The 13,830-nt window shown below is 70.7% G+C and carries 11 protein-coding genes; 6 read left to right on the top strand and 5 right to left on the bottom strand.

Going from position 1 to position 13,830, the window contains the following annotated elements; translation table 11 throughout:
• Nucleotides 1-26: 26 nt before the first annotated feature.
• Nucleotides 27-1,106, top strand: coding sequence for a sialidase family protein (locus VT85_RS21720; RefSeq protein ID WP_068419970.1), 1,080 nt, complete (start codon nt 27-29; stop codon nt 1,104-1,106).
• 79 nt (nt 1,107-1,185) lie between these two features.
• Here VT85_RS21720 and gdhA read toward each other — a convergent pair whose 3' ends face one another.
• The gene (gene gdhA / locus VT85_RS21715; protein WP_068419968.1) at nt 1,186-2,532 is read right to left on the bottom strand and encodes an NADP-specific glutamate dehydrogenase; all 1,347 of its coding nucleotides are present in this window, start codon (nt 2,530-2,532) and stop codon (nt 1,186-1,188) included.
• Between the two features lie 548 nt (nt 2,533-3,080).
• Between gdhA and VT85_RS21710 the strand changes: the two genes are divergently transcribed.
• The 4 genes from VT85_RS21710 (at nt 3,081) to VT85_RS21695 (ending at nt 6,038) form a co-directional block, all read left to right on the top strand.
• The gene (locus tag VT85_RS21710; protein ID WP_197490922.1) at nt 3,081-3,446 is read left to right on the top strand and encodes an STAS domain-containing protein; all 366 of its coding nucleotides are present in this window, start codon (nt 3,081-3,083) and stop codon (nt 3,444-3,446) included.
• A 152-nt stretch (nt 3,447-3,598) separates the two neighbouring features.
• On the top strand, nt 3,599-4,678 hold the full coding sequence (locus tag VT85_RS21705; RefSeq protein WP_068419964.1) for a mannose-1-phosphate guanylyltransferase: 1,080 nt from the start codon (nt 3,599-3,601) through the stop codon (nt 4,676-4,678).
• Between the two features lie 26 nt (nt 4,679-4,704).
• Nucleotides 4,705-5,172: a Holliday junction resolvase RuvX gene (gene ruvX / locus VT85_RS21700; RefSeq protein ID WP_068419962.1), complete on the top strand. Its 468-nt coding sequence runs from the start codon at nt 4,705-4,707 to the stop codon at nt 5,170-5,172.
• Entirely contained in the window at nt 5,169-6,038 is an 870-nt protein-coding gene (locus VT85_RS21695) for an SDR family oxidoreductase (protein ID WP_068419960.1), read from the top strand. Before ruvX ends, VT85_RS21695 begins: the two co-directional genes overlap by 4 nt.
• 333 nt (nt 6,039-6,371) lie before the next feature.
• Here VT85_RS21695 and VT85_RS21690 read toward each other — a convergent pair whose 3' ends face one another.
• Nucleotides 6,372-9,353 carry a thioredoxin family protein gene (locus tag VT85_RS21690; protein WP_082858789.1) on the bottom strand — a complete coding sequence of 994 codons (2,982 nt, stop codon included), beginning with the start codon at nt 9,351-9,353 and terminating at the stop codon, nt 6,372-6,374.
• A 113-nt stretch (nt 9,354-9,466) separates the two neighbouring features.
• Here VT85_RS21690 and VT85_RS27890 point away from each other — a divergent pair, with 113 nt between their 5' ends.
• Nucleotides 9,467-9,616 carry a hypothetical protein gene (locus tag VT85_RS27890; protein ID WP_156513008.1) on the top strand — a complete coding sequence of 50 codons (150 nt, stop codon included), beginning with the start codon at nt 9,467-9,469 and terminating at the stop codon, nt 9,614-9,616.
• Nucleotides 9,617-9,898: 282 nt separating this feature from the next.
• On the opposite strand, the gene VT85_RS21685 is transcribed toward VT85_RS27890, so the two are convergent.
• From VT85_RS21685 to VT85_RS21675, 3 genes are all read right to left on the bottom strand, one after another.
• Nucleotides 9,899-11,500, bottom strand: a complete 1,602-nt coding sequence (locus tag VT85_RS21685) for a c-type cytochrome domain-containing protein (protein WP_068419956.1) — start codon at nt 11,498-11,500, stop codon at nt 9,899-9,901.
• Between the two features lie 112 nt (nt 11,501-11,612).
• Nucleotides 11,613-12,797: a hypothetical protein gene (locus VT85_RS21680; protein WP_156513007.1), complete on the bottom strand. Its 1,185-nt coding sequence runs from the start codon at nt 12,795-12,797 to the stop codon at nt 11,613-11,615.
• A gap of 77 nt (nt 12,798-12,874) precedes the next feature.
• Entirely contained in the window at nt 12,875-13,801 is a 927-nt protein-coding gene (locus VT85_RS21675; RefSeq protein ID WP_068419953.1) for a biotin-dependent carboxyltransferase family protein, read from the bottom strand.
• Nucleotides 13,802-13,830: the final 29 nt, after the last annotated feature.

Below are 13,830 nucleotides of genomic sequence, written 5' to 3'. Positions count from 1 at the left end.
ACTCCATATCGGGAAGGACGGGACTCATGAAGCGCCGGGCGGCCGTCACACTCCTCGTCGGGGCCATGCTGGGGACGACCCTCGCGAGCCTTTCCCGGGCCGGCGACCTGCGCATCGAGCGGATCTTCGGGCCCGAGGTGAAGACCGGGCCGTACAAGCACCCGGCCGCTCTGACCGAGCTGGCGAACGGCGACCTCTACCTCGTCTATTACGGCGGCGAGGGGGAGTACGCGACCGACACCGGCGTCTTCGGCTCGCGGCTCAAGAAGGGGACGGACGCCTGGACCGCCCCGAAGCGGATCGCGCACGACCCGTTCCACTCGGTCGGCAACGCCGTGGTCTGGGAGGCCCCCGACGGCCTGGTCTGGCTCTTCTACGTCGTCCGCTACGGCGACACCTGGTCGACCTCGCGGGTCGCGGCCAAGCTCTCCTCCGACGGCGCGGAGACCTGGTCCGACGCCTCGCTCCTGGTGATGGAGGAAGGGACGCTGGTCCGCAACCGGCCGATCGTCCTGAGCACCGGCGAGTACCTGCTGCCGCTGTATCACGAGACGGGCGCCGACACCGAGGCCAGCGGGGCGGACACGTACTCGTTCTTCCTCCGCTACGACCCCGGGACGAAAGCCTGGACGTCGACCGGCCGGATCGTCTCGCCGAAGGGGAATCTCCAGCCCGCTCCCGCGGAGGTGTCGCCGGGGAACCTCGTGGCCTATTGCCGACGCGCGGGCGACTACAAGCCGGAGACCATCGGCCACATCGTCCGCTCGGAATCGCGCGACGGCGGCCAGACCTGGTCGGAGGGGCGGGACTCGGCCTTTCCGAACCCCAACGCGGCCGTCGACCTGCTCAAGACCCGCAAGGGGAACCTGCTGCTGATCTTCAACGACAGCATGAGCCGCCGCACCCCCCTGACCGTCGCCCTCTCGCCCGACCTGGACCGCTCCTGGCCCGTGCGCCGGAACATCGCCGAGGGGGACGGCGACTACGGCTATCCGCTCGCCATCCAGGCGCGGGACGGCTCCATCCAGGTCGTCTACACCTCGGAAGGGCGATCGGTCGTCAACCGGGCGGTCTTCGACGAGGAGTGGGTGGGCGAGGGCCGATGACGTGACGGCCGGGCGGGAGGGAAGGCGGGGAGATGCGGTCGCCCCGCCCCCCCGATCGGGAGGCGGGGCCGTCGGCCGGTCAGATGACGCCGAAGGCGACCATCGGCTCGGCCACGCGGGTGAAGCCGACGATGTTGGCGCCGAGGACGTAATTCCCGGGGCTGCCGTACTCCTCGGCCGTCTCGTAGCAAGACCGATGGATTTCCTTCATGATCTCCCGGAGCCGGCGCTCGGTGAAGTCGAAGCTCCAGGCGTCGCGGCTGGCGTTCTGCTGCATCTCCAGCGCGGAGGTGGAGACGCCGCCGGCGTTGGCCGCCTTGCCGGGGCCGTAGGCCACGCCGGCGTCCTGGAAGACCTTGATCCCCTCGGGGTTCGTGGGCATGTTCGCCCCCTCGGCGACGGCCCGGCAGCCGTTGGCCACCAGCCGCTTGGCGGCCTCGCCGTCGAGCTCGTTCTGGGTGGCGCAGGGGACGGCGACGTCGCACGGCACGTGCCAGATGCACGCGCCGGGGTGGTACTCGGCGTCGCGGTGGATGTCGACGTAGTCCTTGATCCGCCGCCGCTCGACCTCCTTGAGCTGCTTGAGGGTGTCGAGGTCGATCCCCGCCTTGTGGTGGATGACGCCGTCGGAGTCGGAGCAGGCGACGACCTTGCCGCCGAGCTCGTGGATCTTCTCGATGGCGTAGACGGCGACGTTGCCGGAGCCGGAGACGACGCAGGTCTTGCCGTCGAGGGACTCGCCGCGGGCCTGGAGCATCTCGTCGAGGAAGAAGGCGACGCCGTAGCCGGTGGCCTCGCGACGGACGAGCGCGCCGCCCCAGGTCGGGCTCTTGCCGGTGAGCGTGGCCGACTCATAGCGGTTGGTCAGCCGCTTGTACTGCCCGAACAGGTAGCCGATCTCCCGCGCCCCGACCCCGATGTCGCCGGCCGGGACGTCGGTGTACTCGCCGATATGCCGGTGCAGCTCGGTCATGAAGCTCTGGCAGAACCGCATCACCTCGCCGTCGGAACGCCCCTTGGGGTCGAAGTCGGAGCCCCCCTTGGCGCCGCCGATCGGCATCCCCGTGACCGCGTTCTTGAAGATCTGCTCGAACCCCAGGAACTTGACGATGCCCAGGTAGACCGAGGGATGGAAGCGGAGTCCCCCCTTGTAAGGCCCGAGCGCCGAGTTGAACTGGACGCGGAAGCCCCGGTTGATCTGGACTTGGCCCGCGTCGTCCTGCCAGGGGACCCGGAAGATGATCTGACGCTCCGGCTCGCAGATCCGCTCGATGATCCGGTGCTCCGCGTAATGGGGATGCTTCCTCAGGACCGGCACCAGGCTTTCGATCACTTCCTTAACGGCCTGGTGGAATTCGAGCTCGCCGGGGTTGCGATGGACCACGTCTCGGTAGATGCGCTCAATCTGAGCGGCGACATTCGGCATGGATGCACCTATTTCAAGGAACGTCCGACCCGACCAGGGAGAGGACGGTGGAGGATTGGTTGGGGACCCCTTCGCGGCGTGCGCCAGCCCGGAACGTCTTCGAGACGCGGGTGTCGGCACGCCTGGGGACCGGCTGCGGCCGTGCGAGGAACCGGCTTCAGCCTGAGTGGCTCCGGCTCCCGCCGTGCGACGTGGGTGAACGCTCATGGGGCGAGGACGCCCCGATTGATCGCGGACGCCTACCCGGCACGACCCAGGGCGAGGTCCTCTTCCCATCCACTGTAAACTCCCAGGCCACTCCGCTGCAACGGGCGGATCGACCCCCCGGAAAGTCGGAGGCCGGATTTGTTGAATGTCGCGGATGGCGGCGGAACTTCCTGGGTGGGAGGAGTGGGATGTCTGGGCGGCCTGCGTTGGGGCTGAGGGGTTGCGGCGAACCAACCATTTTGCGTCCGACCCACGCCGATGGTCGATTTCGACTTGACCGGCCTGCGTATGATTGAAAGCGTCCGATCCTTCTAACAAATGAACTCAACAGGATGCACGTCATGGCTGCCACGCAGCTCAAGCATCTGCGACTTCGCGACGTCGACGGCGTCGCGGTGGTCAGCTTCGTCGGCTCCCAATTGATGTACGCCACGGATCTGGTGCTCGACATCGGCGAGGAGCTGAAATCCGTCGTGAACGACCTGCACCACACCAAGGTGCTGCTCGAATTCGACGCCGTCCAGTACGTCTCCAGCACGATGCTCGGGCAGCTCGCCCACCTCGAGCGCGAGATCCGCGCCGCCAAGGGCCAGCTCAAGATCTGCGGCCTGGGCCCGGTCCTCCGCGACACGTTCCGGATCGGTCGGTTCGACTCCCTTTTCGCGATCTACGACGACGAGGCGTCGGCCCTCAAGAACTTCCACTGACGCGGGACGCCGCCCCTCCCCCTTACGGTCGCCCCCCCTCGATCGTTATGATCCGAGGGAAGGATCCGTGGGTCGACTATCCGAATAGGACGTTCGAAGGCCGACGGCCGCCCCGCCGCGAGTGCGCGAGGACGGCCCGGCAGGGGTGAGACATGCTCTTCGCGATCATCATGGCGGGAGGCAGCGGGACGAGGTTCTGGCCCAAGAGCCGCCGCAATCGGCCGAAACAGCTCCTGAATCTGCACGGCGACTCGACGATGCTCCAGCAGACCGTCGAGCGAATCGCCCCGCTCGTCCCCGCCGAGCGCGTGCTGATCATAACCGGGGCCGACCAGGCCGAGGCCACCCGCGCCCAACTTCCCCAGCTTCCCACCGCCAACGTGATCGCCGAACCCTGCCCGCGCGACACCGCGCCCTGCGTGGGGCTGGCCGCCGAGATCGTCGCCGCCCAGGACCCGGACGGCACGATGATCGTCATGCCCGCCGATCATGTCATCGGGCCGATCGACGTCTTCCTGAAGACCGTCGAGGCGGCCGTCGCGGTCATCGACGCCGACCCCTCCGCCCTGGTCACCTTCGGCATCAAGCCGAACCGCCCCGAGACCGGCTACGGCTACATCGAGCGCGGGGAGCTGATCGAGACCCGCGACGGCGTGGCCGTCAATCGGGTCGTCCAGTTCCGCGAGAAGCCCGACCGCGAGACAGCCGAGAAATTCCTCGCCTCGGGCTCGTTCGCCTGGAACTCCGGCATCTTCCTCTGGCGGGCGCGGACGATCCTCCAGGAGATCCGCCGCCACAAGCCGCTCCTCGGCGTCGCGCTCGACCGCGTCGGCGAGGCCTGGGGGACCGCCGCCGGCCCGGACGTCCTCGCCGCCGAGTTCCCCAAGATGGAACGCACGCCGATCGACAAGGCGGTGATGGAGAAGGCCGCCAACGTCAAGGTGCTGGAAGTCACCTACGACTGGAACGACGTCGGCGACTGGCGGGCCCTCCGCTCGCTCCTCCCGGCCGACGAACACGGCAACGCCGTCCAGGGGGACGTGATCGCGATCGACACCAAGGACTCGATCCTCATCTCCGACGACGGCGGCCTGGTCGCGACCCTGGGGCTCGACGACGTCGTCGTCGTCCAGTCCGGCAAGGCGACCTTCGTGGCCCGTCGCGATCATCTCGACCAGCTCAAGGCCCTGGTCGAGAGCCTGGACGGGCGCGGCTACGGGGCGTATCTCTGATCGTGGGCGCGCGAGGGGGCCGTTTCATGGGGCGGGTGCTGGGGATCGACTTCGGTGTGAAGCGCGTCGGCGCGGCGATCAGCGACCCCGGGGGCTCGATCGCGACGCCGCTGGAAGTCTACGAGCGCCGGGACCCCGCCCAGGACGCGCGGCACTACAAGCAACTGGTGGCCGAGGACGAGATCGAGCGGATCGTCATCGGCCTCCCCATTCATACGAGCGGCCGCGAGAGCGAATCCGCCGTCAAGGCCCGCGCCTGGGGCGCCTGGCTGGCCGAGACCACCGGGCTCCCCGTGTTCTACTACGACGAGCGATATACGACCGTCCTGGCCGAGGACGTCCTCATCGAGGTCGGCTTCTCGCGCCAGAAGCGCAAGGGGATGCGCGACATGCTCGCCGCCCGCATTCTGTTGCAAAATTATCTGGACGCCGGCTGCCCCGAGATCGAAGAGCGTCCCCAGTCCCTCGCCGACGAGGCGGAGCCCGCGTCATGAGCCTCTTGATCGTCGGATGCGGCTACCTGGGCTGTCGGGTCGCGGCCGAATGGACGGGCCGAGGCGAAACGGTCTTCGGCACGACCCGCTCGGCCGAAGGGGCCGCGGGCCTCGCCGCGCTCGGCGTCCGCCCGGTCGTCGCCGACGTGCTCGACGTACCCTCGCTGGCTTCCCTGCCCGCCGTCGACCGCGTCCTCTTCTGCGTCGGCTACGACCGCAACGCCGGCCCGTCCAAGCGTTCGGTGTACGTCGACGGCCTGCGGAACGTCCTCGAACGGCTGCCGGCGAGCGTCGCGCGGCTGGTCTACGTCAGCTCGACGAGCGTCTTCGGCAACGTCGACGGCGGCTGGGTCGACGAGCAGACGCCGGCCGAGCCGATCACCGAGGCCGGCCGCATCTGCCTCGATGCCGAGCGTGCCCTGACGGCCTGGAGCCGCGAGTCGGGCGTCTCGACGGTCATTCTCCGCTGCTCGGGCCTCTACGGACCCGAACGGATCATCCGTCGCACCCTGATCGCACGCGGCGAGCCGATCCCCGGCGACCCCGACCGGACCCTCAGCCTGATCCACGTCGAGGACGCCGCCCGCGCCGCGACCTCCGCCCTCGACGCAGCCTCGCCCGGCCCCCTCTACCTCGTCAGCGACGACCGCCCGGTCCCCCGTCGCGAATATTACCACGCCGTCGCCGCCCACCTGAACGCCCCGGAGCCCACCTTCATCCCCCCCGAACCGGGCTCCCCCGAGGCCGCCCGCGACGTCGTCGACCGCAAGGTCTCGAACCGCCTGATGAGGACCGAACTGAAGGTCTCGCTGAAGTATCCCGACGTCACCACGGGCGTCCCGGCCGCTCTCGACGCCTCGGGATGAACGCCCCGGGCCGATCGTCCCCGATCGCCGATCGTGCCGCATCCTCATCTCAGGGGCCGTTGCGCGCAGGTCGGAGCCGCCCCGAAGGCGCGGAGGCGTGTTCAGTGCCTCGGCGACGTCGCGTAGGTTGTGCGTGCCCTCTCACCTCGGAGAGCGGCCTCGACCAGACGGGCCGCCCTCACGGCACCGAACGCCCTCGTCACGGTTTCTTCGGAACTCCTCATTCAACTCCACCACGTTCTGACGGAATACTATGGGGTGCCACGGGTTCTGCGAACCCGTGGCACCCCGATCGCCGTCTCCCCACCCCTTGAGGCGGTGTCGAGTGAGGAGTCACGGTTTCTTCTCCAGGTCCCGTCGCAGGCCGTTCAGGACGTCGGCGGAGAGTCGCGGGGCGGTCCTCTGGAGCATGCCCATGAGGTGGTCGATTCCGGGCTGCTCGGACGGGAAGCCGATGTTGGTGGAGGCTCCGAGGTCGTCGGAATCCGCTTCGCGGCTCGATGTGGCGAGCGGTGCCCCAGCGGCGTCGAGGATGACGTACCAGGGGACGCCGTTCACGGCGTCTTTGCCCTGGTAGCGATCGCGGAGGGCCGGGATGTGGTCGTCACGGCTCACGTCCAGCTTGACGACGACGTAGTGGGGGGAGAGTTCGTCCTTGTGGGCGTCCAGGAACCGCGCCAGCATTCGACAAGGTCCGCACCACGAGGCCGAGAAGATCAGGAAGACGCGCCGATCTTTGGCCTCGGCCTCCGCCAGCGCCCTGGAAAGCATGGTCTCGGCGTCGCGGGTCGGCGGCCGGTGCTCCTGCAGGAACGCCGTCAGCGGGCCTGGGTCGAGCTTGCCGTCGGCCGTGCGAAGGGGATACGTCGCCGCGAGCTTGCCGTCGACGTCCAGAGCGGCCAGCTGCGGCCCGTCCCCTGCCGCGCCCAGTTCCTTCGCGAACGCTTTCACGTCGTCGCGCGAGTCGTCGAGGGACGTCAGTTCGAATTCCCAGCGCAGGTCGCCGGGCGTCTTCCTCGGATTCTTGCCGTCGTGCCACTCCTCATCCGAAGAGTTCACGTCGAACAGGCGGAAGAGCTCGATGTTCGCTGGGTCCTTCGGCGGACCCACGAGGAGCATCGGGCGGGTGTACTCGCGCCTGGCCTCGGCGATCAGGCCGGTCACGATCTCCTGCGGCGACTTCTCCATCTTGCCGGCGAACGACCGCTCCGCCTTCTCCGCCGGCGTCGGCGGAACATAGGGCCTGGGAGGCGTCATGTCGATGACGACGTCGCCCAGCGCGAGCGACGTCGGCGTAGTCGGCGTCACCTTGGCCTTGGCCGTATAGCTCCTCCCACCTTCCGTGGCGACGTTCAACTCGTATCTCTCGCCGACGACGAGCCCGCGGAGCTCGAAACGGCCTTCCGCATCGGTCGTCCCAGGGCCGCCGAAGTACCATGAGAAGGGGCCGTTGCGGTCGGCGCTGTTGACGACCCGAACGCCGTAGCGGAAAGTTCGCCTCGCAACCGGCGACGCCCCCGGGTCGGTGAGACGGCCGGACGCCGTCGCGGTCGGCTTCAGGACGATCTTCGCCTCCCCCATCTCGGCGTCGAGGCGAACGACCCCGGCCAGGGCCCGGTCGGGCGTCGCGGCGTGGAGGACCAGCGGGTCGAGATAGCGATTGACGCGGACTGCGCCGCCCGCGTCGGTCTTGACCTGGCTGAAATGCCCGGTCATCGCACGGTAAGCCCCGTCGACGACGGCGTCGGCGACCGGCTTCCCGGCCTCGTCCACGACGGTCACCGTGAGCTGAGCCCGTTCTTCGCGCGGCATGTGGAAGTCGCGGACCAGCTCGGCGGGCGGGGCCTGGTCCGGGATCGTCAGCTTCACGGGTTCGACCCGGGCGGGGCCGTCGAGCCGGTACTCCCCCGGCCCGAGCCAGAGCGTGTAGCGGCCCTGGGCGTCGGCCTTCGCGCCGATATTCATGCTCAGGCCGAATCCGGCGCGCAGACGTTCACGCTTCAACTCGTCGGGAATCCCGCCCGCGTCGAAATGGGCCGAGACGTAGGTCCCCGGAGCGGGGGCGGCATCCTCGCCGACCGTCACGCGGCCGGTCACGCGCGTCGCCGGCCCGAGGACGAGGTCGACGCCTTCCACCGGCTCGCCCGCGCGGACGACCACGGGCGACCGGTGGGGCGAGGCCAGGCCGTCGCCGAGCGTCGCCCGGACGACGTAGGCGTGCTCGGCGTGGACCTTCAGGTCGTACCGGCCGTCGGCGTCGGCGAGGGCCCGGCCGTTGAAGCCGTTGAGCCAGACGCCCTGGCCGTCGACCGCGACGATCGCGCCGGCGGCGGGCCGGCCGTCGGCCGTGAGGACCCGGCCGGAGAGCCGTTCCATGGGCAGGAACTCGAGCGTCACCTCTTCGGTCGGCTCGTCGGCGGGGATCTGGACGGAGTGGTTCGGCAGGAAGTGCCCGTCGGCCCTCCCCAGGATCAGGATCGACCCGTCCAGCTTCGCCGGCAGCCAGTCGATCACGGCCACGCCCCCGACGTCGGTCGCGACGAAGACCTCGTCGATCCCGTTCAGTCGGCTCTCGCGGCCGGGCTTGGAGATCAGCCAGGGGCCGGTCCTCACCCCCGGGAGCGGCTTGCCCCGGTGGTCGACGGCCTTGATCCGCAAGGGCGGCCGGACGCCGTCGAGCGTCAGGGTCAGCCGGTCGGGCAGGGGGTGGGGCGGGTCGGCCGAGCCCCGGGCCCGCTCGGCCTGGGCGTAGTCGAAACCGACCTTCGGCTTGAGGGCGTAGACGGCCCACCCCTGGGGATCGGCGGGGACGCGGCCCGTCCATCGGCCGTCGGCGTCCGTACTCCCGGCGGCCAGTCGGTTGAAGCCGACCATGAAATAGACATCGGCGTCCTCCACGGACGCCCCGGCGGAGTCGACGACGCGGACCTCCAGGGGACGGGCGGGCCTCAGCGTGATCGCCAGGGGCGTCGCGTCGCGGGGATCGCTCCGCACGGAGAGCGTCCCCAGGCGGTCGCCCTCGGCCGCCAGCAGGTTCGCGAAGATCCAGCCGCTGGGGGCCAAAAAGACGGGCAGTCGGAAGGCGCCGTCCGCTTCGGTCGTCATCGTCGTCGTTTCGGACGACGATCCCGGACGCATGGCCGACACGACGGCGCCGGCGACAGGCTTGCCGGCCTCGTCGAGGACCGAGCCGGCTACCACGGCCCGGGGGGCCGCCGATTCTTGAGACCGGGCCGACGGCCCGATCGCGAGCGTGGCGAGCAACGCCAGTCTCAGGCCCCAGGCTCCCGCTCGACCCCTCGATCGCAAGTTCATGATTCGCCTCCGACGGGTGTATCGCCCCGCCGAGAGGCCGGCGGAACCAGGCCGGGAGAGGATGTCGATCCACCAGCTTTCGCACCAGTCTATCACCGGCCATCGACCCAAGGATGCTGCAATCACCCCTGGCTCGGCCTCGTCCTGGCCCCCCCCGTCCACCCGGGGCCGCCCGCGACGTCGTCGACCGCAAGGTCTCGAACCGCCTGACGAGGGCGGAGCTGGAAGTCTCGCTGAGGTATCCCGACGTCGCCTCGGGATGATCGCCGCCGGTCGGTCGTCCCCAATCGTCGATCGTGGCGCATCGTCATCTCAGGGGCCGTTGCGCGCGGGCTGAAACCGCCCCGATCGCGCGACCGGAAGCGCGGCGGCGTTGCGAGGTGAAAAGCGCCGAACGAAGCCAATTCCGCGGGCCGGATTTCGATCGTAATTTCAGGGTGATAAGCGAGTTGCGCCGAATGGGTTCGTTGCCTGGACGGCGCGGACGAACCCAATCGGCGGTCGGCTCGCGGGGGAGAGACGGCCTGGAAACGGCAGGGGGTCGTTCAGTCGGCCCCGCCGTAGGTGGAGGCGACCCAGTCGCCGGTTTCGTTGAGGAAGGTCTCGCGGTCCGCGCCGTAGACGTCCTTGATGACGTCGTCGAGCTTGTCGCCCCCCTTGCTCATGCCCGTGAGGAAGTCGCCGAAGAGGGGACGGAAATGGGGGGAGGTCAGGCACTCGACGAGGGCGAAGCTGACGCCTCGGAACTCCTCGGGCGAGACCTGCTCGCCGCCGCCGAGGACGTCGCTGGCGCGGGTCGGCCAGCCCAGCTTGAAGGCGTCGAGCGCGGCGACGCGGAGCTTCCGCTGGTAGGGGCTCCGGCGTTCGACGCTCCCCGCGAGATAGACGCCCAGGCCTTCGGCCAGCCACCGGGGGGACGAGCCGTTCGCCAGCACCGCCCCCCTGCCCAGGTTCTCGATCAGCAGGCCGGCGAGCGTCCGCCCGGAGCCTTCCGGGGCGTCGGCGTCGCGACGCCCGCGCGTCTTCCGCCTCGGCCCGGTCGCCGAAGCGGCCGGGGCGTCGGGCGGGGCCACGACCACGACGTAAGGCTGGGCGGTGCGGAGGTCGGCGTCCCCTTCCTCCTCCTCGTCCACCTCGCGCTGCTTGACCGTGCGGAGGAATTCCACGTAGTCCTTGCGGTCCGAGAAGGCGTAGAAGCTGATCTTCTCCGGCCGGTCGATCACCTCGGGGCCGAGCACCCGACGGATCGCCGGGAGCTGCGTCTCGATGGACTTGAGCGTGCTGGCCGCGCGGTCCTTGGGGAGCGTGGTGAACAGGGCGAAGTGCTCGGTCGTCTCGATCTCGGGCTTGAGTTCCGGGTTGGCCTTCTTCCAGCGTTCGAGGCCGGCCTGCGTGACCTTCGCGTCGCGCGCCTCGGCAGGCATCTCGGCGAGCTTGGATTTGGCGAGGTCCTGGGGGGACGCCGCGTAGCTCTTGATCGGGGCCTTGGGGTCGAGCCCGTCGTCGAGCTTCGCGCCGGCCTGGATCCAGGCGGAGATCGCGGCGACGGCCGGTTCGCCGAGTCGGGCGTCGTCGCCGGGGGGCATCCGAGGTTCCTCGTCGCCCCGCACGCGGAGGATGAGGTGGCTCTCGTCGGGCTTGCCGGCGGCGGCGGCCGGGCCGGAGCCCCCCCCCTTCATGAATTTCTCGAACGAGCCCATGTCGAGCTTGCCGCGGGCGAACCCGGGGCGGCCCGGGCTGTGGCAGTCGATGCAGCCGGCGGCGACGAGGACGGGGGCGACGTCGCGCGCGAACGAGGGGCCGGCGGCCGGGGCTTCGGCCTTGGGCGCCGGGGCGTCCGCCGACTTGGCGGCCTCTTCCGCGGGCTTGGGGGCCGCTTCGGCGCGGGCCCGCGTCGGCGCGCCCTTCCGCGCGGGGCCTCGGGAACGGGCCCGGCCCCTTCGCGGCGCGGCCTCGTCCGGGACCTGGCCGCCAGGCTCCTCCATGATCTCGCCCTCCGGGACGCCCGTCGGCGCCTCGTCGGGGTTCGGCTCTTGCCCCCGGGCGGCGAGGGCGAATCCGGGCAGGGCCGGGAGCGGGTTCGCCGCGACGGCCGTGAAGGCGAAGAGCAAGGGGGCCAAGGCGCGAGGCCGGATCGCGAGCGTCATCGTTTCATCTCCCCTGGAGCGACCGACGGGCGAGGTGAATGCCGGTGCATTGTCGCTCGCCCACGCGGCCTTGGCAAGACGCGCCGAGGCCGGGCGCCCAGGGGAAACGGGATCACTGGGCGATCGTGACGGCGATCTCGGCGGCGGCGGCCTTCCCGGAGGTCGCGTCGGCCTGCGACAGCCGGAGCGTGTACGCGCCCGGGGCCACGGACTCGGGCAGGGTGATGAGCGTGCCGACGTAGGAATCGCGCCGCCGCGCCCGGCAACGGTCCTCGGCCTTTCCGACGACCTCCCAGACCTTGGCGTCGTCCTCGTCTCGGACGAGTTCGACCCGGGTTTCGACCTGGGAGACGAACTCCTCGCCGTCGGGGCGGTATTCCAGACCCCCCAGCTCGCAATAGACCAGGGCCGAGCGTCCCGCCTTCAGCGCGTTCGCGTTCATCGGCTCGAACGAGCCGAAGCCGTGGATCTTGCGACAGAGCCGCACCGCGTTGATGGAAAGCCCCTCGGGCTCGGCCGACTCGGCCGACTCGGCGCTCGTCGTCGCGGGCGAGGTCTCCGGCGGTGCGGGAGCCGGATCGGGCACGGGCAGGGGGGCGGGCTCGGGTTCGGTCGCGGGCTCCGCCGGGGCCGTGGTCGGCTGCGAGGAGTCGGCGGCCGATTCGGCATGGGACGCGTCGAGGACTTTCCCCTCGGCGTTCGCTCCGAGAGTCAAGACGGCGGGCGCGACGGCCGGGTCGCGCTTCGGTTCGTGCTCGAAATCGTCCTTCTCGGGAGCGGGGACCGGCTGGATGGTCGGAGCGGCCGGCTCGGGCTCGGACTCGGGCCTGGGCTCGGGGGCCGTCGGTGCGATGGTCGCCGGTTCGGGCTCGGGCTCGGGCTCGGGGGCCAGGGCGGCCTGGAGTGCCCGGCGCTCGGCCTCCTCGGCGGCGTCGGCCCGGCGCAGGGCGGCGTCGAGGAGGGGGGTGGGGGCCGGCGTGAGGTCGGCCGTCGCCTCGGCCTCGGCTTCGATTTCGGCCTCGTTCTCGATGGGGGTCGAGGTCGTCGAAGGCGTCTCATGGACGACCGCCGTGACGGCCTTCGGACTGGCGGCCGGCGCGGCCGCCGTCGCGACGACGGGGGCCAGTTCCGGGACCGCCGCGCGGTCGAGCGCCGTCACGGACTTCGACGCCCCGGGGGGCGGGGAATCGGCGAGACGATGGAAGGGCGAACGGCGGCAACCGGCGTTTGCGGCCATGACGGCCGTGCAGGCCATCATCACCGCCAGTACGCGCCGGCCTCGGCGATCATGCGACATCGGACGACCTCTGCCTGGGACCCGAAGGGCGACGTGGAGAGGTCGTGGTGTACCCCAATCCGGGTCGTCCGGCAAGCTCAACAACGGCCGTCGCGGGCCGCCGCGATCAGGCGAAGGGATCGGCCGCGAAGCGCCTCGCGGGCCTCGCGATCCAGCCGACGGGCCTCGGCCAGCGAGACCGGCTCGAACGACAGGGGGTCGCCGGGGCGGAGCCTCCCCAGGCGGTCGAGGTCGGCCGACGCGACCTGCGCGACGTGGGGATAGCCCCCCATCGTCCCGCAGGCGACCCCCAGGACGATCGGCCGTCCGCCGGCCATCTGGATCGCTCCCGGAGTCACCGGCGCGGAGAGTCGCTCGGGCGTCGGGGCGATCGTGATCGGCCCTCCGTCCAGCCGCATCCCCATGCGGTCGCTCCGCGAGCCGACCCGGAACCGGGCCGCGATCAGCGCCTCGGGGTCGTCCAGCAGCCCCCAGTCCGGGCCGGGGAGGATGCGGAACGGCGCCGGGAGTTCGATCGAGGCTGGCTTCGCGGGGCGTCGGAATTCCAGGCGGCTCGGCCCGGCGGGGAGGACGTCTCCCCGACGGATGGGACGTTCGCGGGAACGGCTGCCGAGCCAGGGGGCGGTCTGAAAGCCGCCGGGGGTCGCCAGGTAGGTCCGCGCCCCGTCCTGGGCCCGGCCCAACTCGATCCGCTCCCCCTGACGCAGCCGGGCGCTCGACGGGATCGGGATCGACCTTCGCGAGCCGTCCGGGCCGACGATCGCGGCGTCCATCGCCGCGCCGGCGAGGGCGACGCCGAGGTCGTCGAGGGCCTCGAACGCGCCGCCGCGGAGCGTCATCTCGAGCGCGGCCGGGCCCGGCTCGTCGCCCGCCAGGGCGTTCGCGAGCGTCAGCGATTCCCGGTCGAACGCCCCGCCCAGCGGCACGCCGTACGCGCGGGCGCCGGGGCGTCCGAGGTCCTGCACCGTCGTGAAGAAGCCGGGATCGACGACCAGCAGGCTCATGAAGGGAGTCTCCGGGCCGCGATCGCCGG

This window comes from Planctomyces sp. SH-PL62 (assembly GCF_001610895.1).
Lineage (GTDB): Bacteria > Planctomycetota > Planctomycetia > Isosphaerales > Isosphaeraceae > Paludisphaera.
Note: the sequence above shows the minus strand (reverse complement) of the source record. Positions and strands in the feature narration are given on the sequence as shown.

Excerpts from the sequence above, each read along its gene's own strand:
- VT85_RS27890 (WP_156513008.1), top strand. The coding sequence starts at position 9,467 with ATGCTGCAATCACCCCTGGCTCGGCCTCGTCCTGGCCCCCCCCGTCCA.
- VT85_RS21720 (WP_068419970.1), top strand. The coding sequence starts at position 27 with ATGAAGCGCCGGGCGGCCGTCACACTCCTCGTCGGGGCCATGCTGGGG.
- VT85_RS21685 (WP_068419956.1), bottom strand. The coding sequence starts at position 11,500 with ATGACGCTCGCGATCCGGCCTCGCGCCTTGGCCCCCTTGCTCTTCGCC.
- VT85_RS21695 (WP_068419960.1), top strand. The coding sequence starts at position 5,169 with ATGAGCCTCTTGATCGTCGGATGCGGCTACCTGGGCTGTCGGGTCGCG.
- VT85_RS21675 (WP_068419953.1), bottom strand. The coding sequence starts at position 13,801 with ATGAGCCTGCTGGTCGTCGATCCCGGCTTCTTCACGACGGTGCAGGAC.
- gdhA (WP_068419968.1), bottom strand. The coding sequence starts at position 2,532 with ATGCCGAATGTCGCCGCTCAGATTGAGCGCATCTACCGAGACGTGGTC.
- VT85_RS21705 (WP_068419964.1), top strand. The coding sequence starts at position 3,599 with ATGCTCTTCGCGATCATCATGGCGGGAGGCAGCGGGACGAGGTTCTGG.
- VT85_RS21690 (WP_082858789.1), bottom strand. The coding sequence starts at position 9,353 with ATGAACTTGCGATCGAGGGGTCGAGCGGGAGCCTGGGGCCTGAGACTG.
- ruvX (WP_068419962.1), top strand. The coding sequence starts at position 4,705 with ATGGGGCGGGTGCTGGGGATCGACTTCGGTGTGAAGCGCGTCGGCGCG.
- VT85_RS21710 (WP_197490922.1), top strand. The coding sequence starts at position 3,081 with ATGGCTGCCACGCAGCTCAAGCATCTGCGACTTCGCGACGTCGACGGC.
- VT85_RS21680 (WP_156513007.1), bottom strand. The coding sequence starts at position 12,797 with ATGTCGCATGATCGCCGAGGCCGGCGCGTACTGGCGGTGATGATGGCC.